15 protein-coding genes are annotated in these 21282 nt (G+C 46.9%); 2 read left to right on the top strand and 13 right to left on the bottom strand.

The genetic code is table 11. The features are described from left to right. Positions 1–2: 2 nt before the first annotated feature. The 8 genes from pstA to V9W66_RS11655 all read right to left on the bottom strand — a co-directional run bounded on the left by pstA (position 3) and on the right by V9W66_RS11655 (position 6965). Entirely contained in the window at positions 3–917 is a 915-nt protein-coding gene (pstA, locus tag V9W66_RS11690) for a phosphate ABC transporter permease PstA (RefSeq protein ID WP_144094182.1), read from the bottom strand. Further along, on the bottom strand, positions 907–1764 hold the full coding sequence (gene pstC / locus V9W66_RS11685; RefSeq protein WP_144094183.1) for a phosphate ABC transporter permease subunit PstC: 858 nt from the start codon (positions 1762–1764) through the stop codon (positions 907–909). Before pstC ends, pstA begins: the two co-directional genes overlap by 11 nt. Before the next feature lie 123 nt (positions 1765–1887). After that, a complete protein-coding gene (locus V9W66_RS11680) occupies positions 1888–2751 on the bottom strand; it encodes a substrate-binding domain-containing protein (protein WP_144094184.1) in 864 nt (287 codons plus the stop codon). Positions 2752–2906: 155 nt separating this feature from the next. Next, positions 2907–3341 (bottom strand): RrF2 family transcriptional regulator, encoded by a 435-nt coding sequence (locus tag V9W66_RS11675; protein ID WP_118512709.1) that lies wholly within the window; start codon positions 3339–3341, stop codon positions 2907–2909. 426 nt (positions 3342–3767) lie between these two features. Further along, positions 3768–4700 (bottom strand): cysteine synthase A, encoded by a 933-nt coding sequence (gene cysK / locus V9W66_RS11670; RefSeq protein ID WP_059086667.1) that lies wholly within the window; start codon positions 4698–4700, stop codon positions 3768–3770. 231 nt (positions 4701–4931) lie between these two features. After that, positions 4932–5942: a DUF4097 family beta strand repeat-containing protein gene (locus V9W66_RS11665; protein WP_144094185.1), complete on the bottom strand. Its 1011-nt coding sequence runs from the start codon at positions 5940–5942 to the stop codon at positions 4932–4934. Beyond that, positions 5935–6648, bottom strand: a complete 714-nt coding sequence (locus tag V9W66_RS11660; RefSeq protein WP_144094186.1) for a DUF1700 domain-containing protein — start codon at positions 6646–6648, stop codon at positions 5935–5937. Before V9W66_RS11660 ends, V9W66_RS11665 begins: the two co-directional genes overlap by 8 nt. After that, complete coding sequence (locus tag V9W66_RS11655) at positions 6645–6965, bottom strand: PadR family transcriptional regulator (RefSeq protein WP_015526294.1); 321 nt, start codon at positions 6963–6965, stop codon at positions 6645–6647. The genes V9W66_RS11660 and V9W66_RS11655 overlap by 4 nt, the downstream gene beginning before the upstream one ends. Before the next feature lie 176 nt (positions 6966–7141). Here V9W66_RS11655 and V9W66_RS11650 point away from each other — a divergent pair, with 176 nt between their 5' ends. Together V9W66_RS11650 and V9W66_RS11645 are read left to right on the top strand one after the other, a co-directional pair. Next, positions 7142–8167: an N-acetylmuramoyl-L-alanine amidase family protein gene (locus V9W66_RS11650; protein WP_243121739.1), complete on the top strand. Its 1026-nt coding sequence runs from the start codon at positions 7142–7144 to the stop codon at positions 8165–8167. 21 nt (positions 8168–8188) lie between these two features. Further along, positions 8189–9343, top strand: a complete 1155-nt coding sequence (locus V9W66_RS11645; protein WP_144094187.1) for a serine hydrolase — start codon at positions 8189–8191, stop codon at positions 9341–9343. A gap of 68 nt (positions 9344–9411) precedes the next feature. On the opposite strand, the gene V9W66_RS11640 is transcribed toward V9W66_RS11645, so the two are convergent. The 5 genes from V9W66_RS11640 to rpoB form a co-directional block, all read right to left on the bottom strand. Beyond that, positions 9412–10638 (bottom strand): hypothetical protein, encoded by a 1227-nt coding sequence (locus V9W66_RS11640; protein WP_144094188.1) that lies wholly within the window; start codon positions 10636–10638, stop codon positions 9412–9414. Positions 10639–10680: 42 nt separating this feature from the next. Next, positions 10681–11496 (bottom strand): PP2C family protein-serine/threonine phosphatase, encoded by an 816-nt coding sequence (locus V9W66_RS11635; RefSeq protein WP_144094189.1) that lies wholly within the window; start codon positions 11494–11496, stop codon positions 10681–10683. A 30-nt stretch (positions 11497–11526) separates the two neighbouring features. Then, positions 11527–13476, bottom strand: a complete 1950-nt coding sequence (locus tag V9W66_RS11630) for a serine/threonine protein kinase (RefSeq protein ID WP_144094190.1) — start codon at positions 13474–13476, stop codon at positions 11527–11529. Between the two features lie 98 nt (positions 13477–13574). Further along, positions 13575–17273, bottom strand: coding sequence for a DNA-directed RNA polymerase subunit beta' (rpoC, locus tag V9W66_RS11625; RefSeq protein WP_118609109.1), 3699 nt, complete (start codon positions 17271–17273; stop codon positions 13575–13577). A 17-nt stretch (positions 17274–17290) separates the two neighbouring features. Continuing rightward, positions 17291–21148, bottom strand: coding sequence for a DNA-directed RNA polymerase subunit beta (rpoB, locus tag V9W66_RS11620; protein WP_144094191.1), 3858 nt, complete (start codon positions 21146–21148; stop codon positions 17291–17293). Positions 21149–21282: the final 134 nt, after the last annotated feature.

Raw genomic sequence — 21282 nt, 5'->3', positions numbered from 1 at the left:
CATTATCCTTTCGCAATTTTTCTGGCTACCAGACCGGACAGTCCGTTGATAACAAGTACAAATGCCAGAATGACTACTGCTGTTGCAGATGCCTGGTTTACATGAAGTCCCTCACTGGAAAGCACATACATGTGAAGTGCCAGGGTACGTCCGGAACCCATCAGGCTGTTTGGAACTGCCGCAACAGTACCGGAGGTATAAAGAAGTGCTGCAGTCTCACCTACCACACGTCCGATGGCCAGGATCACACCTGCCAGGATTCCAGGAACTGCGGAGGGAAGTACAATCGTAAAAATAGTACGGAGCTTGCCTGCTCCAAGTCCGAAGCTTGCCTCACGGTAAGAATCCGGAACAGATTTCAGTGCTTCCTCAGCAGTACGCATGATCAGGGGAAGTACCATGATCACCATAGTCAACGCACCGGAAAGAAGAGACATGCCCCAGTGCAGTGCAGTTACAAAGAACAGCATACCGAACAGACCATATACGATAGATGGAATACCGGAAAGTGTCTCTGCGGTAATACGGATCAGCTTTACAAAACGGCTGCCTTTTTTTGCATATTCCACAAGGAAGATCGCTGCAGAGATTCCTACCGGAGCGGCAATCGCCAGAGATACCAGTGTCATGATCAGGGTATTGATCAGTGACGGGAGAAGGGAAACATTCTCTGAGGTATAGGTAAGGCTGAACAGACTTGCGTTCAGATAGGGGATACCTTTTACAAGCACATAGCCGATGAGGAAGAACAGCAGTGCAAAAGTGATCACTGCTCCAAGCAGTGTGAGAAATGCCAGGACTCCTGCGCCAGGATGTCTTGCATAAGACTTCAGCTGGTCTCCTATGGTAAGTGTATTTCTTTTTTTCATGGTTGTTTCTGCCGCAGGATCTGCGGTTACTGATACGTTAGTTTGCATGCTCCGCCCTCCTGTTCAGCAGTGAAAGACTTAAGTTGATGATCAGGATAAATACAAAGAGTACAACTCCTGTTGCGATCAGTGCTTCTCTGTGAAGTCCTGATGCATATCCCATCTCTGTTACGATGTTTGCAGTCATGGTACGTACACCCTGAAGAAGTCCCTTCGGCATACGTGGCTGGTTTCCGGCTACCATGATCACGGCCATGGTCTCACCGATGGCACGTCCGATCCCAAGGACAACGCCTGCCAGGATTCCGGACTTTGCTGCCGGAAGCATAACAAAGAAAATGCTTCTTTCCTTTGTTGCGCCAAGTGCAAGTGAACCTTCATAGTAGCTTTCCGGAACGCTTCGTACTGCCGATTCCGTAACTCCGATGATCGTCGGAAGGATCATGATTCCCAGAAGGATACATGCTGCCAGCATACTGCTTCCGGTTCCTCCGAACAGCTGACGGATCAGCGGTACCAGGAGAACCAGACCAAAATAGCCATATACGATGGATGGAACGCCTGCCATAAGCTCAATACCGGATTTCAGTGGTTTATAGATTTTTTTCGGGCAATATCTTGCCATAAATACGGATGTAAAAAGTGCGATCGGAACTCCGATAAGGATTGCTCCTGCAGTTACATAAATACTTGCCACGATCATTGGCAGGATTCCGAATTTATCGTTTGTTGGTCTCCATTCTGTTCCGAAGAGGAATTTTAAGGGACCGATCTTTCCCATTGCAGGAATGCCGTTTGCAAAAAGGAACACACAGATAAGAAATACTGCGAGAACCGATGCACAGGCCGCAATGAGAAAAACGACCTTCATGGCCTTTTCTCCTAAATGATTCATAAGACACCTTTCTCTCTGTTCCAGTGGATATCCACTGTGCTGATATATAACGGAGCGGCTTTCCTGACCTTGTCATGATCGCCGCTCTCTGTAAAATACTTCAATCGTTTTTTACCTGGGAATTTATTTGGTCACGTCTTCCCAGTCTGTGATATCACCTGTGAAGATGGATTTTACCTGGTCACTTGAAAGTTCCTCAAGATCATTGTCGTTATTTACGATGACTGCGATACCATCTTTTGCGATCTCTGTAGCTTTAACACCTTTCTTGGTTTCCTCATCCTTCAGCTCACGGGATGCCATTCCGATATCACATACACCCTCTGTTGCGCTGTTGATTCCTGTTGTGGAGTCGCTGACCTGAACCTCTACTGTGATGTTTTTGTTTGTTTTCTGATATGCCTCTGCAAGCTTCTCCATTACAGGTCCTACGGAAGAAGATCCCATAACTACGACTTTGCCTTTTGCATCTCCGGCTTTGTATGCCTCTGCTTTTTCATCTACTTTGATGTAGCCTTCTTTTTCGATGATGTCCTGTCCGTCAGAGCTCATGATGTAGTTGATGAAATCCTGTGCTGCATCGCTGAGCTTGTCGCCTGTTACGATGTTGAACGGACGTGCTACCTTGTATGTATCATCTGCAACGTTCGCTGCTGTTGCCTCTGCTCCGTCGATCTTTACTGCTTTTACTGTATCGTTGAGGGAACCCAGAGATACGTATCCGATAGAGTTCTCATCGCCTGCTACTGTGGTAAGCATTACATCTGTGTTGTTTGTGATGCTTGCTTCCTGTGTTGTCATATCTACTTTCTCGCCGTCTTTTTCTTCTTCGATCCCAAACAGCTCTACGAATGCTCCACGTGTTCCGGATCCGTCCTCACGGGAAATTACGTCGATCGCTCCGGATGGTGCTGCCATTACAACGGTTCCCATTACTGTAGTTCCGATAAGTGCTGCTGTTAAGATACCTGCGATTCTTTTTTTCATAATCTTTTTCTCCTCATTTCTATGATCATTTTTACTTGCTTACTGCTTAAGTACAGGTGTTATTATAGGAATGGAAGGTAAAATATAAAATCGCGGTTTTGTAAAATGTTAGTAAAAAAATGTGATATAAAAAAAAGCTGCTTGCGCAGCTTTTTTTATATGATGTACTCGTCCGCCTTCACGGATTGCCAGTTCATCAGGTCTTCCAGTGTTATATGATCTACCACACCTTTGATGGCGTCGTCCAGCTTTTTCCAGAGGATCTGGGTGACGCAGTTCTCCTCACGGTCACAGATGGCGCCGTTGTCGTCCAGACATTCCACAGGGGAAAGGCTTCCTTCTGTGAGGCGGAGGATCATTCCGATGGTATATTTATCCGGAGTCTGCTGCAGTGCATAGCCACCCTGAGGGCCACGGACACTGCGGACAAAGCCTGCTTTGTTCAGAATGGAGATGATCTGCTCCAGATATTTATCGGAGATCCCCTGGCGCTTCGCCACATCCTTCAGGCGGATCGGTTTTCCTGTATAATTTGTAGCAAGATCCAACATCAGTCTCAGCGCATATCTTCCTCTTGTAGAAATCCTCATGTAATATTTACCTCCAATATTTCAGTATTCTTCTGATTTGTAGCCTTTTGCTCTTTCTGTTATTGTGCAGCTGTTCAGCCAGAAATATTCCTCTGTATTCCATGACCGGCACCCTTCTCTGTGATGCACAGGCAGCTTCCTGTATCTTCTTTCATAAGAAGCAGAATCTGCTTTGCAGACTTTATTCTTTATATTGTTAATAGGTTTTATTCGTTTTCTCTATTATACCCGAAAAAGCTACAGGATACAAGCAAGTCCCTACCCACTGCTTATTACTTTTCGCAACTCCACAGGGGACTTACTTGATCTAATGAAATCAAGAATAAAACCGGCGCTCCGGCAGCCTGCTTGGACAGGCATTCAGGAGCGCCGTAAATAATCCCGCAGGATCACGCTTCGGGGCAAAAGAAGCGGTCTTCGGATCGATTATTTTGTAAACAGTGGTGTGGAGTAGTAACGGTCTCCACTGTCCGGAAGAAGTGCTACGATCACTTTCCCTTTGTTCTCCGGACGTTTTGCAAGCTGGATCGCAGCATAGAGAGCTGCACCGGAGGAAATTCCTGTAAGGATTCCTTCTTTCTTGGTAAGGAGTTTGGATGTTTCAAATGCATCCTCGTTCTCTACCGGGATGATCTCGTCATAAACCTTGGTGTCAAGTGTGTCCGGAACAAAACCTGCGCCGATACCCTGGATCTTATGCGGACCTGCTTTTCCCTCGGAAAGTACAGGAGAAGTTGCAGGCTCAACAGCAACTACCTTCACATTCGGGTTCTGGCTCTTCAGATATTCACCTGTACCTGTGATCGTTCCGCCTGTGCCGACACCTGCTACGAAGATATCTACCTTTCCGTCTGTGTCCTTCCAGATCTCAGGACCTGTTGTTGCTGCATGTGCTTTCGGGTTAGCCGGGTTCTCAAACTGTCCGGGGATGAAGCTTCCCGGAATCTCCTTGGCGAGCTCTTCTGCCTTGGCAATGGCACCCTTCATTCCCTTGGCTCCGTCTGTGAGAACTACCTCTGCACCATATGCCTTCAGGATGTTTCTTCTCTCAACACTCATGGTCTCCGGCATGGTGAGGATCGTCTTATAGCCCTTGGCAGCTGCGATGGCTGCAAGTCCGATTCCTGTGTTACCGGATGTTGGCTCAATAATGGTTGCGCCTGGTTTCAGGACACCTTTCTGCTCTGCATCCTCGATCATTGCCTTACCGATTCTGTCCTTAACGCTTCCTGCCGGGTTAAAATACTCAAGTTTGGCAAGTACTGTAGCCTCAAGTCCCTCAGACTTCTCTACGTTCTTAACCTCTACAAGCGGTGTGTTTCCGATCAGTTCCAGTGCGCTTCCGTAAATTTTACCCATGATGATATCCTCCTTATTTCCTTTATGTCCATTTCCCTATTTCCTAGTAACTATATATGTTTTCTGTGATTTGATTGAATTATATCATAGTACAGGGATTTGTCAATACATTTCAGCCAAAAAAGCGCAGGAATTTTTCTCCGGAAAAACCCCTGCGCTTCATATAATTTCATTTATTCTTTTTTAGGATTTTTACAAGCAGATGCATAGTCAGGCGGATATTCATATTCTTTATTTTTCAGATTCTGTTAATGTAATATCCCCATCGCTGCATTCCACATTTAAAGTCGGTGCTGAAGCACCGGCCTTGTTCTCATAAACAGAGGTGTCTTCCTCATTGTCGGTTTTTCCCCTGGAAAGCCCCTCCGTATCCACATCGCCGTCTGCAGCTTTCAGATAAATATTGGTTTTCTCCGCACTGCCGTTCTTCATTTCTACAGAAATATCACCACAGGAGCTATTGATCTTCATATCTCCGTTAAAGCTGCTGTTGTCTATCTGAATATCTCCGTCGCTGAGAGCTATCTGCCCATCTGCAAGCTCTGCCTTTTTTATGGTCACATCTCCGTTTCCGGATTTCAGCTGCATGTTATCTGTACACTGAAGTTCTTTTACATTCAGATCCCCGTCGGAAAGCTTTGCATCAAACTTTTCGAACTCGCCCTTATCCAGCATCAGATCTCCATTGAGAAGTTCCAGGGTCATTTCTTTACACAAAAGCTGATCGGCAGCAAGATCCCCGTCGGAAAGCTGAAGCTCCGCTTCGGAAAGCTGTGCCTTCTCCGGAATATAAAGAACCACCGTATTCAATGCATCTTTCTTTTCTGTCAGATCCGCATGTGTAGAGAATATCCCCAGATCATAGGTTATATAATAACTTCCTCTGCCGCCTGCAGACTCCTCAAGCGTGAGCTCTCCATCCTTATCCTTCCAGGTCAGAGGATTTTTCCTCCCGTTTTTCTCAAGCTTATATTCCATATAATAATGGTCATCATCTGAGGTACGGATATCCAGATCAAAATCCTCAAAGTCCACATTCAGCTTCGTAAAATCATCAATCTGTTCTTTTTTCATTACTGTAAGATTTTTACGACTGGAAGAATTTCCTCCGGATACATACATATGATCTGAAGTATATGTGAAATCTTTTCCCCCTGCAAAATATCCTGCTGTGGAAAGAACAACTCCCGCTGCACAGAGTGCTGTACCTGTCATCAGCACTGTTTTTGCAATCTTATTCATTCTTATGCACCTTCTTTCTTGCAAGTCTGTTAACCAGACGGCCGATTCCCATTGCACACCATTTACATATATATATGGTAAGTACTCCAACGAGGATTCCCGCACCTGCCATCAGAAATCCACTGCCGACCATCATGCAGGATGCTGCCAGAGATCTTGCGATCAATGTCATGCCGCAACCTGTGAGCACGATGCCTCCGGCAATTGCTGATACCCCGGTAACTGCCATGGAAAAAATCACTGCTGCGATGACAATCACCACTGCTGCCAGTATTGCAAGGCCTGAAAACAGCAGCGCAATGCTCACCGGCGATGCACAGATCACCAGAAATGCGAGAAGAATGATCTTTCCGGGGGAACGCTTCTTTCCTGCGGATGTACTGTACCCTGTTGTACTCAGGTTTCCTGAATCTGTCCGGCTATGTGCATGGGAGCTCTCTCCGTAATATGAACCTGCTGCCGGCAAAGCTGCTGTTTTTTCCCCGGTGATGTCTTTACTGTCACCAACACTCTCCTGTAAAAGGTTCAGAAGCAGTTCCCTTGCCGCCTCTTTAGGTTGCCCCAGTTCTTCCATAACCTGCTGTTCATTCTCAGGTCCAGCCTCATCGAAGTATTCCGAAAAATACTCAATGGCATTGTCATAATCTTCTTTTGGAAGCCGCTTCAGATATTTCTTCAGCTGCTCCATATACTCTTTTCTTGTCATTTTCGAAGTCTCCCTTCCACAATATCGTCTATAGTATCGCGGTATTCTCTCCACTCTTTCCTCAAATATTCCAGCTGCTTCCGTCCGTCTTCTGTGATGGAATAATATTTACGTTTCCGTCCCTGAAATTCCTCTGAATAAGTTGTCAGATAACCATCCGTCTCCAGTCTGCGAAGGATCGGATACAATGTGGATTCCTTGATAGAAGCTACCATCTTCACTGTCTGGCTGATCTCATATCCGTAAGAATCCTGCTGCTCTACAACAGAAAGGATCAGGCATTCCGTCAGCACTGCAGACACCGGATAATAATACATAGGCACACCTCTTTATGTAATTATTTTATATATAAAATTTTTATATATAATTATTTTACATATATAGTACCACACTTTTTCCTGTTGTCAAGCACAATTTCACAATTGCTTTTTCCAGACTCCTTCTTTATAATATTTACAAATACAAAATACTCACCCAGAAAGGACTTGAGCTTATGGAAAAAAAGCCCCATCTGATGGCGATCGTCCTGTTTTTAACGGGTCTTATCTGTATTGGATTACTTTTTGGACTCAGCTATAAAACCTACCGGAAGATCGATGCCGTTGACCAGAAAATGGCCTCCGTGATCAAACCGGTCCAGAAAAAGCAGAAATCCATGAAAGAAGATATCGAACTTTATACAGCCAAGATCGAAAAGAAACAGGCAGCCGACAAATACCTGCAGCAGCGGGCACAGACAGAAAAAGCTGTCAAAAACAACACCGGTGAACATGAACGGGCACCGGAAGCCGAAAACAGTCAGAAAACGACCAAACCCTCTGTTTTCAGTGAAGCCGGTGGTGAAGGATTCACCGATGGCGGTAATGATACCTCTTCTGCTTCCAACAACGGCCATATCGTCGGGATCGATCCCGGACATCAGAGTGAAAATGTTGATATGAGCGCCACAGAGCCGAACGGCCCCGGTTCCTCCACCATGAAGGCCAAGTCTTCCACCGGAACCAGAGGTTCCTTCAGCGGTCTCCCGGAGTATCAGCTGAACCTGGATGTTTCTCTTCTGCTTAAGGATATCCTGGAACAGCGTGGATACCAGGTAGTAATGACAAGGACAGACAATGATACCGCTATCAGCAACAAGGAGCGTGCAGAGCTGGTCGCTTCCCAGGGTGCGGAGATCTGTGTCCGTATCCATGCAAACGGGGATGATTCTGCAGATGTCTCCGGTGCTCTGACCATGTGTCCGTCCCAGCAGAATCCTTATGTTTCCAGTCTCTATGACAGTTCCAACAAACTATCCAAATGCATTGTGGATTCCTACTGCGCAGCTACCGGCTTCCAGAACCGCGGGATCATCTACACGGATTCCATGACAGGTATTAACTGGAGCACGATCCCGGTGACGATTGTGGAAATGGGATTTATGACCAACCAGAGCGATGATCTGAAAATGGCAGATTCCTCCTTCCAGCAGACTATGGCAGAAGGGATCGCCAATGGAATCGATGCTTATTTCCAATAATAAAAAGGAGTTTGTTTATATATGAAAAAAAATACATTTCTATATATTGTGATTGCAGTGCTTGTCATCGCACTGGCAGGACTTGGGGCACTGAATGTCCGCTCCCTGGACAAGCTTGCATCTCTCCAGACAAAAGTTAACAAGCTGCAGAAAAGTGTGCAGGAGGTTTCTGATTCTGCCGCTGAGCTCAGCAGCAAAGCCAATCAGCTGGATGCTCTTTATCCTGATGATCCTACCGTTTCCAGCGCTGCTGCCGCAGCATCTTCAGCTGAGGTCCAGGGTCCTTCCGCACAGGAAGAATCCACAGATACATCGGCAGCCTCCGATTCTTCCGAAGCTTCTGGCAGCAAGGACAGTTCTTCTTCCACTCAGGAAGAAGGAACACTTTCCCCATCCAGCGGAAGCACTTTCACAGACAATTCGGATTCCAGCATGGACAACCTTCTGAATCAGGTACAGTCTCTTCTTCCCACCGATAACGGAACCTGGTCCGTATATGTATGCAATCTTGCAAAAAATACCGAAGGTACCATCAACGATCAGCAGATGCAGGCTGCCAGCCTGATCAAGCTCTATATCATGGGTGCTGTATATGAGGATTATGACAGTCTTTCCTCCAAATACAGCAAGGAGCAGCTGGACAATGCACTGAACTCCATGATCACAGTCAGCGACAATGATGCTGCCAATACACTTGTCAGTTATCTTGGCGGCGGGGATGACGCAGCCGGAATGGCCCGTGTGAATAAATTCTGTAAGGATCACGGATACACCAGCACTTCCATGGGACGTCTTCTTCTTGCAGATAATTCCAATGGGGATAACTACACTTCCGCAAAGGATTGCGGGAAATTTCTGAAGACCATCTATCAGATCGACAAGGGTACTGCTACCGATAACAACGATACTCTGGCAGGAGCCGAATATATGTATCGTCTTCTGAAAATGCAGACCAGGAAAAACAAGATCCCGGCTCAGATGCCTTCCGAGGTAAAGGTTGCCAACAAAACCGGGGAACTGGATCACGTAGAAAACGATGCCGGCATCATCTATGACACAGCAAAGGGGATCGACCTGGTAGTCTGTTTTATGTCACAGGATCTTAACGATACCTCTGCTGCACAGAACACCATCGCACAGGACAGCCGTGCGATCTATGGATACTACAACGAATAACAAAATAACAGACTTACCGGATCGGACAAAAAAAGGATGATGCGTCACCGAAACGCATCATCCTTTTTTCAGTTCTTTTCTTCTCCCTCTTCATAGGATTTTTCCCAGATCTCGGAAAATACTGCCAGCGGACAGTCTGTCAGCAGGCACATCAGAAGAAAGCACTCATATGGATTCACTATGTAGATCTCACTCATTTCGCAGCGGGCCAGGATCTCCTGGATCTCCTCCAGGAAATGGCGGTATCTCGTATACGGATCATCCTCTGCCATCTCCTGAGAGATCACAAAAAACTCCAGCGTGATCAGATCAAACCGCTCCACCGGAAATTTATGGTTCAGGATATTGTTGATTCTCTGGCGGCTGAAGCGCTTCTGGCTGAAATGCTTTGCCAGAATGGATGCGGACATCTTTTTGAGATTTCCCATTTTATTAATGGGGATCCCGCTGCAGATAACCTTTTCCAGATCCGAAGCACTGATATTCTCAGGCTTCCAGATCTTTTTGCCACCGTTTTCTTCCTCATCTTCCTGATACATGGCTGCAATGATCTTCTTTGCCCGCTCCAGAAGGATCATAAATTCCTGAAAAGCCTGGCTCTTCTCTGATTTCGGATCATCATGTCTTCCTTTCAGAAAAGCCAGATATTCCAGAAGCTTTTCTTCACTGTCCAGACAAAGCCCTGTGCCATATACGATCTCTCCGGTCTTTTTTTCCACCGGAGTCATCTGTTTGTAGGTTTCTTTATATTCCTCCGCTTTATAATAGCCAAGATGATTCCGGTAACAATACCAGTAGATCACTTCTTCCGGATTATGGAAATCAAAATCCTGCTCACGAAGCACCCGGGTCAGAAAATCTGAAACATCCTCTGTACTCATCCGAAGTCCGAACCCCAGCAGAAAAACTGTTTCACGCTTCACAGATGCCTGAGTCAGCCAGTTATTCACCAGAGAACTCAGCTTGGCTGATGTAGGTGACATGGATTTCGGTGTGTAGGTTTCCTTGAAGGATTCCACAACGATCTCTCTGTAGACTTCCTGAGGTACCTGGGAAAAAGGCTCCTCAAGCTCTGCACGCTCATACACATATCGTTTCAGATAGTCACCAAAGGAAACCAGTTCCATCTCCTTGTAAAGATAATGAAAAATAACATCTGCATCCTCATCCTCAAAGGAATCCAGACTGACAACCTGGCGGAACTTCTGTGCCGCCTTTCTTGTAAATTCAAAGTCCTTCACTGAATCGAAGGCAACTGTCTGTTCAAAATCAAGATCCTGCATTCGATTTCTCATCGCAAATTTTCTCCTTATCCCTTTTCTTACTCCCCGGGTTTATTACCGTCCGGTACTGTGGCGCTCTGCCCAGCGTTTGAGAATATTTTTTTCTTCATAGCCGCTGATCTGTGCAAGGACCAGTGTCACATTATCTCTGCCGCCTCTTTCCAATGCCTGTTCCAGGATCTTACCTACTTTTTCTTCTGCGGTTTCTGTCCCGTCAAGGATCTTCTGAAGCTCCTCATCAGAAAGCATGTCTGTCACTCCATCTGAACAGATCAGATACGAGCTTCCCGGCTGATAACCGATCTCCACGATAGAAGGCTCCAGTGCCATGTTTTCTTCCTGGAAGCCCAGATACTGCGTCAGCGGAGCTTTTCCCAGCATTTTTCCGCCAATCACATGATCCGTGGAAATCTGCTGGAACTTCCCCTGAAAATGACGGTAGATACGGCTATCCCCAAGGTTGCAGGCATAGATCGCCTTTTCGCTGAAAGACAAAAGTGCCATGGTTGTTCCCATGCTTCTGATACAGTTTTCATTGCTGTAGCGACATACTGCCTCATTCATATTTTCGCAGGCTCCTGTCAGAAAAACCACAGGCTCTTTTTTCAGGGTCTTTTTGTTTTCTTCATAGAAGCCTCCCAGCGCTTCCACAGCTGCAGAAGCTGCCATTTCACCGTAGCTTTCTCCGCCCATGCCGTCAAAAACAGCCAACATTGGAAGCTGCCAGTGCTGTGTATGACCTGCCAGGATTCCGTCAACCCCCTGGTTGTGCACCGGCAGGCGCACTCCGCAGCACCAGAAATTATCCTCATTATTTGTCCTCACCTTTCCGGTGTGACATGTATACGCATAATCAATCTGATAGGCCATTCTTTTTCCTTTCGTAAAAACCCTTCGACATTACTGCTGAAGCTCCACTACAGAATTACTCCAGTATTTGTCTCCCAGTTCTACATATTTGTCGTTATCGCTCTCTTTATCATGAACCTTACCATCTGCATCGATCCATCGGATCAGAAGGCCGTCCTGATAATAAAAATACTGTTTCTCATCTCCGTCCCATACATAAGTATAAAACATCTGCTCGCCCCAGTAAAAATATTCCTCATAAACGCCATCTGCGGAACTGCCGGGATATACAAGTACTTTGGCGATCTCTCCTGATCCGTTATAAAAGCGCAGGCGATCCCCCTCTGTACCTTCACGTCTATAGCTGTCCAGAGCATTTTCTATGGTTGTCGCATGGTCACGTATCGTTTCCATTGCCTGTGCGAAACTTTTATCCGAATTGTCTGCAGTACCGAAATTTCCTTTGTTCAGAGCATCAGAATCATCGGAATCTGTATACGAAGGTTCCCCGTTATCCGCAGGTTTCCGTATCGTTCGTACCGCAAGGATCCCGCCGATCAGCACAACAAGGATCCCGGCTGTTATAAGCATTCTGAAAATACCTTTCCGTTTCCTTCTGTCATCGTCATTTCCGTCATTCTCTGGCATGGATCCTTCCCACTCCTGGAGATTCTGGTCACGGTCGTCTTCCAGATCTGTGATAGAGGTAACTCTGGGCTTTACAGCTCCGTTTTTTCTTATACCGGGATCTGACTGACGGGAACGTCCTGACGGATAACCGGACAGGCTATCCTTTTCGGATGCTGTTTTTCCGGATGCAGATTCCTGAGGCTTCTGTATTGTGCTCTGAGCCTTTGGCGTATTCCGGGCTGCATTTTTTGCTATTTCTCCGGCTGTCGGTTTCTCCGGCTGTACGGATACCGGCACAGGATTTTTACGTGCCTGACGGATCGCATCGGTATTCAGCTGACTTGTTCTTGCCAGTTGTCTGGCTGCACCCTCCTGGAGAAACTTCGGCATGGACTCCGGAACAGGTCTTTCCTCCACTGGTTTCGGTTTCTCATGAACTCCCTGTTCTCTGTTTGCTGCTCCATACCGGATTTCTTCCAGTGCTTCCCGAAACTTATCCGGAGTCTGATATCGTTCTTTTGCATCATAAGCACAGGCTTTTAAGATAACGGAGCCGAAAGCCTCTCCTGCATCCACAGGTGGTGGCGGTGTTTCGCCTGACATCCTCCTCGTAAGTGCGTTTTCCTTATCTCTGTATGTGATCAGCTGTTTTTCAAGATTCAGAAACGGAAGCCTGTTATGATTCATCAGTTTATATAACACCAGACCAAGTGCATAAATGTCCACTCTGCTGTCGTACTGTTCTCCCCTGTACATCTCCGGCGCCATATAGGAATAAGTTCCCTTTTTGGAAAGAGTACTCATGGTTTTTTCCAGTTCTCTGGCGATTCCAAAGTCCCCCAGCTTGAAATCCCCGAACCTGGATACAAAAATATTCTCAGGTTTGATATCCCTGTGGATGATGTGAAGCTGCCCACAGTATTCCAGTGATCTGCAAAGATCGATACCCAGCTTCATCACTTCTTTTTCTGTGAGATTTTTTCCCGCATAATATTCCATGAAGCTTGTGAGATATTCCATGCGGATAAAAATATCCCATCCGATCTCGTCCAGATATTCCATCACCTTGTAATCTTCTACAGATACAATATGGGAATTTCCCCGGAAATACTCCATGGTGCTTACTTCCTGAATGCACTCCTCCACCAGATTTTCAAAATAACCGCGGACAGATTTTTCATCACCGGATTCTGAGCGCACACTGTCCAGCTCCCCTTTACTGGCGGGGATTGTGATTATCTTAATTGCCGAGTAAAAAGAACGTCCCTTCTCAGTTCTCTGAGCTTTATACACTCTTCCAAAAGAGCCTTCCCCGATCTTGCTTACGATCTTCCATTCCGGCCACGGGGAAATTGGCAGTTCCTTGTCCATCGCAATCCCTCCTCTCTCAGAAAATCCCTGCTTATAAACAGAAATCTCCCTCCGGATTTCCGGGGGGAGATTTATTTATATTAGCAAGGTATATCGACTTATTCTTCTACCGGTGCAGTTTCCTCTGCTGTCTCTTCAACAGCAATGGTCTCTTCCTCCGGAGCAGTCTCAGTCTTCTCTTCCTCTACGGAAATTTCCTCTGTATCCTCAGGCTCCTCGGAAGCTGTTTTTACCTCCGGCATTCCTGTGTCAAGACTGATCTCACTGTAACGCTTCATACCTGTACCTGCAGGAATCAGCTTACCGATGATAACGTTCTCTTTCAGACCGATCAGCGGATCGATCTTACCTTTGATAGCAGCCTCTGTCAGGACTTTTGTTGTTTCCTGGAAGGATGCTGCTGACAGGAAGGAGTTTGTAGCAAGGGATGCTTTGGTAATACCAAGCATAACCTGTTTTCCCTCTGCCGGCTGTTTGCCCTCTGCCTCAAGTTTCTCGTTAACTTCCTCAACATCAAGGACATCAACAAGTGTTCCTGGCAGGAACTCTGTATCTCCGTTATCCTCGATACGGATCTTCTTCAGCATCTGATGAACGATAACCTCGATATGCTTATCATTGATCTCAACACCCTGCAGACGATATACACGCTGAACCTCGCGGATCATGTAATCCTGAACTGCACGGACACCCTTGATTCTCAGGATATCATGCGGATTTACACTACCTTCTGTCAGCTCATCGCCGGCCTCAAGAACCTGTCCGTCAAGGACTTTGATACGGGAACCGTATGGGATCAGGTAAGTCTTGGAATCGCCTGTCTCCGGATCGTTTACGATGATCTCACGTTTCTTCTTCGTGTCGTTGATCGTGGCAACACCTGGAATCTCTGTGATGATCGCAAGACCCTTCGGCTTTCTTGCCTCGAAAAGCTCCTCGACACGAGGAAGACCCTGTGTGATATCTCCACCGGCAACACCACCGGTATGGAAAGTACGCATGGTCAGCTGTGTACCTGGCTCACCGATAGACTGTGCTGCGATGATACCAACAGACTCACCAACCTGTACCGGCTCACCGGTAGCCATGTTCGCACCATAACATTTTGCGCAGACACCAACCTTGCACTTACAGGAAAGGATGGTACGGATCTTCAGTTTGTCGATCGGTCCGCCTGTCTGGTTGCTTACGCCCTCTTTCATGATACGGGCCGCACGCTTCGGTGTGATCATGTGGTTTGCTTTAACAAGGATTTCTCCGTCTTTATTCTTAACTGTCTCACAGGAGAAACGTCCTGTGATACGCTCCTGAAGGCTCTCGATCTCTTCTTTTCCGTCCATGAATCCACGAACGACCATACCGGAGATCTCTGCTCTGTTCTCACAGCAGTCCGCCTCACGAACGATCAGATCCTGGGATACGTCAACAAGTCGTCTTGTCAGGTATCCGGAATCGGCTGTACGAAGAGCGGTATCAGAAAGACCTTTACGGGCTCCATGAGCGGACATGAAGTACTCCAGTACGTCAAGACCTTCACGGAAGTTTGACTTGATCGGGAGCTCGATGGTATGACCGGTTGTATCAGCCATCAGTCCTCGCATTCCGGCAAGCTGTTTGATCTGCTTATCGGAACCACGGGCTCCGGAGTCAGCCATCATGAAGATGTTGTTGTACTTATCAAGACCTGTAAGAAGTGCCTTTGTAAGCTCGTCATCGGTCTTCTTCCAGGTATCAACAACCTCTTTGTAACGCTCTTCCTCTGTGATAAGACCACGTTTGTAGTTCTTTGTGATACGGTCAACAGTATCCTGAGCCTGCTTGATCATCTCCGGCTTCTGCGGCGGCACGGTCATATCGGAAATAGATACGGTCATGGCTGCACGTGTGGAGTATTTGTAGCCCATAGCCTTAACGGAGTCAAGTACCTCGGCTGTCTTTGTTGCACCGTGAGTATTGATAACCTTTTCAAGGATCTGCTTCAGCTGTTTCTTACCTACAAGGAAATCAACCTCAAGAAGCAGTTCGTTTCCAGGTACGCTTCTGTCCACAAATCCAAGGTCCTGCGGAAGGATCTCGTTGAACAGGAAACGTCCCAGTGTGGACTGAACATTGCCGCTTAAAACAGTTCCGTCCGGCATTGTCTTATGACAATGGACAATGATCTTTGTCTGGAGTGTGATGACCTTGTTCTCATATGCAAGAATTGCCTCGTTGACACTCTTAAAGAACTTGCCCTCACCCTTGTTTCCAGGTCTTTCCTGTGTCAGGTAGTAGATACCAAGGACCATATCCTGTGAAGGAACGGCTACAGGACCACCATCTGACGGTTTCAGAAGGTTGTTCGGTGATAACAGAAGGAAACGGCACTCTGCCTGTGCTTCCTGGGAAAGCGGAAGATGTACAGCCATCTGGTCACCATCGAAGTCAGCGTTGAACGCGGTACAAACAAGCGGATGAAGCTTGATCGCCTTACCTTCTACAAGGATCGGCTCGAATGCCTGGATACCCAGACGATGCAGTGTAGGTGCACGGTTCAGCATAACCGGATGCTCCTTAATGACGTCCTCAAGGACATCCCATACTGCCGGCTCAAGCTTCTCTACCATTTTCTTGGCATTTTTGATGTTGTGGGAAGTTCCGTTGGCAACAAGCTCTTTCATAACGAAAGGTTTGAACAGCTCGATAGCCATCTCCTTCGGAAGACCACACTGATAGATCTTCAGCTCCGGTCCTACGACGATTACAGAACGTCCGGAATAGTCAACTCGTTTACCGAGAAGGTTCTGACGGAAACGTCCGGATTTACCCTTCAGCATATCGGAAAGGGATTTCAGTGCTCTGTTTCCAGGGCCTGTTACAGGACGTCCGCGGCGTCCGTTATCGATCAGGGCATCTACAGCCTCCTGCAGCATACGCTTCTCGTTGCGGACAATGATATCCGGAGCACCAAGCTCCAGAAGTCTTTTCAGACGGTTGTTTCTGTTGATGATCCTTCTGTAAAGATCATTCAGGTCAGATGTTGCAAAACGTCCCCCGTCCAGTTGTACCATAGGACGAAGATCCGGCGGGATAACCGGGATAACGGTCATGATCATCCACTCAGGACGGTTGCCGGACTCACGGAAGGACTCCACAACCTCAAGACGTTTGATGATCCTTGCACGCTTCTGGCCTGTTGCGTCCACAAGCTCTGCCTTCAGTTCTTCGGAATCCTTCTCAAGATCAATAGCCTGAAGGAGCTCCATGATGGACTCGGCACCCATACCTACACGGAATCCCTCTCCGTAAGACTCACGTGCTTCCTGGTACTCACGCTCGGTGAGTACCTGTTTGTACATAAGTCCGGAATCTGCAGGATCCAGAACGATATAGTTAGCAAAGTAAAGCACTTTCTCCAGTGTTCTCGGAGAAATATCAAGGATCAGACCCATACGGGACGGAATTCCTTTAAAGTACCAGATATGAGACACCGGAGCTGCAAGCTCGATGTGTCCCATACGCTCTCTACGAACGGCAGATTTGGTTACCTCAACACCGCATCTGTCGCAGACAACGCCTTTATAGCGAATTTTTTTGTACTTTCCACAGTGGCACTCCCAGTCCTTGCTCGGTCCGAAAATTCTTTCACAGAAAAGACCATCCTTCTCAGGCTTCAAGGTTCTGTAGTTGATCGTTTCAGGTTTTAAAACCTCACCGTGTGACCACTCTCTGATCTTCTCAGGGGACGCCAGTCCGATCTTGATGGCATCGAAAGTCATTGGCTGATATGTTTCATTGGCGTTGGTTGTTTCTGCCATGTATTCTTTCCCCTTTCTTATTCCTCATCATCAAAGGACTCTTCAAACTCGATCATATCATCTTCGTCTTCCATGTCCTCATCTTCTTCTACATTGACAAGCTCTTCTCCGCTGAACTCCTGCTTGGTGTAGCCGTGTTTACCGAAGGACTCCTCATCTCTGCGTCCTCTGGAATCGCCCTCGATGACATGACGAAGATCCGTATCTCCGTAATCAGAGGTTTCCATAATGTGTACCTCTGATCCGTCCTCGCTGAGCACACGTACATCCAGACCAAGAGACTGAAGCTCTTTAAGAAGTACCTTAAAGGACTCAGGAATACCTGGCTCAGGAATGTTGTCACCTTTGATGATCGCTTCATAGGTCTTAACACGTCCGATCACATCATCAGACTTCACTGTCAGGATCTCCTGCAGTGTGTAGGAAGCACCATATGCCTCCAGTGCCCAAACCTCCATCTCTCCGAAACGCTGTCCACCAAACTGAGCTTTACCACCCAGAGGCTGCTGTGTTACAAGGGAGTATGGACCTGTGGAACGTGCATGGATCTTATCATCTACCAGATGATGCAGCTTCAGGTAGTGCATGTGACCGATAGTTACAGGGCTGTCGAAGTACTCGCCTGTTCGTCCGTCACGAAGTCTTACCTTACCGTCTCTGGAGATCGGAACGCCCTTCCAGAGTGCTCTGTGAGCTTTATTCTCATCGAGATACTGCATAACATCCGGTGCAAGGGTGTCTTTATATTTCTCACGGAATTCCTCAAAATCTTCCGTATTAACGTAATCGTTGGCAAGCTCCAGAGTATCCTGGATATCAACCTCGTTTGCGCCATCGAATACAGGTGTTGCAATATTGAAGCCAAGTGCTTTGGCAGCAAGGCTCAAGTGGATCTCCAGAACCTGTCCTATGTTCATTCGGGAAGGTACACCCAGAGGATTCAGCACGATATCAAGAGGACGTCCGTTTGGAAGGAATGGCATATCCTCAACAGGAAGTACACGGGAAACGACACCCTTGTTACCATGACGACCAGCCATCTTATCACCAACGGAGATCTTTCTCTTCTGTGCAATATAAATACGTACTGCCTGATTTACTCCAGGGCTCAGCTCATCGCCGTTCTCTCTTGTAAATACCTTGGCATCTACGATAATACCATACTCACCGTGCGGTACCTTAAGGGAAGTATCACGTACCTCTCTTGCCTTCTCACCGAAGATAGCACGAAGGAGACGCTCCTCAGCAGTAAGCTCAGTCTCTCCCTTAGGAGTAACCTTACCGACAAGGATATCACCGGCACGTACCTCAGCACCGATACGGATGATACCACGCTCATCCAGATCCTTCAGAGCGTCATCACCGACACCCGGAACGTCACGTGTGATCTCTTCCGGTCCCAGCTTGGTATCACGGGATTCTGCCTCATATTCCTCAATATGGACAGATGTATAAACATCATTCTGTACCAGTTTCTCACTGAGAAGAACAGCATCCTCGTAGTTATAACCCTCCCAGGTCATAAATCCGATCAGCGGGTTCTTACCAAGTGCAAGCTCACCATTGGATGTAGACGGGCCATCCGCAATAACCTGTCCTGCCTCAACATGCTCACCCTGGAACACGATCGGTCTCTGGTTGTAGCAGTTGCTCTGGTTGCTTCGCATAAATTTAGTCAGATGATAATCATCTTTTGTTCCGTCATCATTCTTGATAGAGATATCTGTAGATGTGGAACGAAGTACTGTACCTGCTTTTCTTGCAACAACGCATACACCGGAGTCAACAGCTGTCTTGGTTTCCATACCTGTACCAACAACCGGAGCCTCTGTTGTAAGAAGCGGAACGGCCTGACGCTGCATGTTGGATCCCATCAGCGCACGGTTCGCATCATCGTTCTGCAGGAACGGGATCAGGGCTGTAGCAACGGAGAATACCATTCGCGGAGATACATCCATGTAATCGAACATGTGCTGCTCGTACTCCTGTGTCTCCTCGCGGTAACGACCGGAAACGTTCTTATGAATGAAGTGTCCCTCTTCATCCAGCGGCTCATTCGCCTGTGCTACATGGTAATTATCTTCCTCATCCGCTGTCATGTATACAACCTCATCGGTTACACGCGGGTTGGAAGGATCTGTTTTGTCGATCTTTCTGTACGGAGCCTCTACGAAGCCGTACTGATTGATTCTTGCATAGGATGCAAGGGAGTTGATAAGACCGATGTTCGGTCCCTCAGGAGTCTCGATCGGGCACATTCTTCCATAGTGGGAATAATGTACGTCTCGAACCTCGAATCCGGCTCTGTCTCGTGACAGACCGCCAGGTCCCAGTGCGGAAAGTCTTCTCTTGTGAGTCAGCTCTCCAAGCGGGTTGTTCTGATCCATGAACTGTGACAGCTGGGAAGAACCGAAGAACTCTTTTACTGCTGCAGTTACAGGTTTGATATTGATCAGGGACTGCGGAGAAATACTCTCTGTGTCCTGTGTTGTCATTCTCTCACGTACCACACGCTCAAGTCTGGAAAGACCGATGCGGTACTGATTCTGAAGCAGCTCACCGACAGCACGGATACGACGGTTGCCCAGGTGGTCGATATCATCATCGTTGCCAAGGCCATACTCCAGATGCATATTGTAGTTAATGGACGCAAGGATATCTTCCTTGGTGATGTGTTTCGGGATCAGGTCGTGGATATCACGTTTGATTGCATCACATCTGTCCTCAAATGTGTCATTTTCTTCCAGAATTTTTTCGAGCACCGGGTAGTATACTAATTCTGTAACACCCAGGGACTTCGGATCCTCAAGCTCCGGCAGATAGTGACGGATATCAACCATAAGGCTGGAAAGGACTTTGATCTCTCTCTCCTCACCCTGGATCCATACGTACGGAACTGCGGAATTCTGTAATGTATCAGCAAGCTCTTTTGTAACAAGTGTCTCAGCCTCAGCAAGGATCTCACCTGTTGTTGTATCTACAACATCCTGGGAAAGCTTGTGGCCTACGATACGTTTATTGAAATGAAGCTTCTTATTAAATTTATAACGTCCGACTTTGGCAAGGTCATATCTTCTCGGATCAAAGAACATTGCCATAATCAGGCTCTCTGCGCTCTCTACTGCAAGCGGCTCGCCCGGACGGATCTTCTTATACAGCTCAAGGAGACCTTCCTGATAGTTTGTGGAGGTATCCTTTGTAAAGCTGGCAAGGATCTTTGGCTCTTCACCAAACAGATCAATGATCTCAGCATTGGTTCCAATGCCCAGTGCACGGATCAGAACAGTGATCGGAACCTTTCTTGTTCTGTCTACACGTACATAAAATACATCATTTGAATCTGTCTCGTACTCCAGCCATGCACCTCTGTTCGGAATTACAGTACTGGAAAACAGTCTCTTACCAAGCTTATCATGAGCGATCGCATAGTAGATTCCAGGGGAACGTACTAACTGGCTGACAATAACACGCTCAGCACCATTGATAACAAAGGTACCCGTAGCTGTCATCAGCGGTAAATCTCCCATGAAAATCTCGTGTTCGTTGATCTCTTCTGTTTCCTTATTGATCAGCCTTACTCGAACCTTCAAAGGTGCGGCATAAGTCACGTCACGTTCTTTACACTGCTCGATGGAATATTTTGCATCTTTTTCATCGTATGTGAAATCGATGAATTCCAGACTGAGCTTTCCGCCGTAATCTGCGATCGGAGAAATATCATCAAATACTTCTTTTAAACCTTCGTCAAGAAACCACTGGTAGGAATCTTTCTGAACTTCGATCAGGTTTGGCATTTCCAGGACTTCTTTTTGTCTCTGGTAGCTCATACGCATGCTTTTTCCAGTTTTTACAGAACGAATTCTGTTTTTTTCCATTGACGTTTCACCCCTGTTTTTTTATTATTTATTACAACATGATCCCGCCTGACCTTTAGGCAGGCATATCTAGCCATAATATAGCATCCTCCACTTTAACATAAGAAAAAAAGTGTGTCAAGCACTTTTTTTGA

The organism is Blautia massiliensis (ex Durand et al. 2017) (assembly GCF_051861785.1).
GTDB classification, from domain to species: domain Bacteria; phylum Bacillota; class Clostridia; order Lachnospirales; family Lachnospiraceae; genus Blautia_A; species Blautia_A luti_A.
Note: the sequence above shows the minus strand (reverse complement) of the source record. Positions and strands in the feature narration are given on the sequence as shown.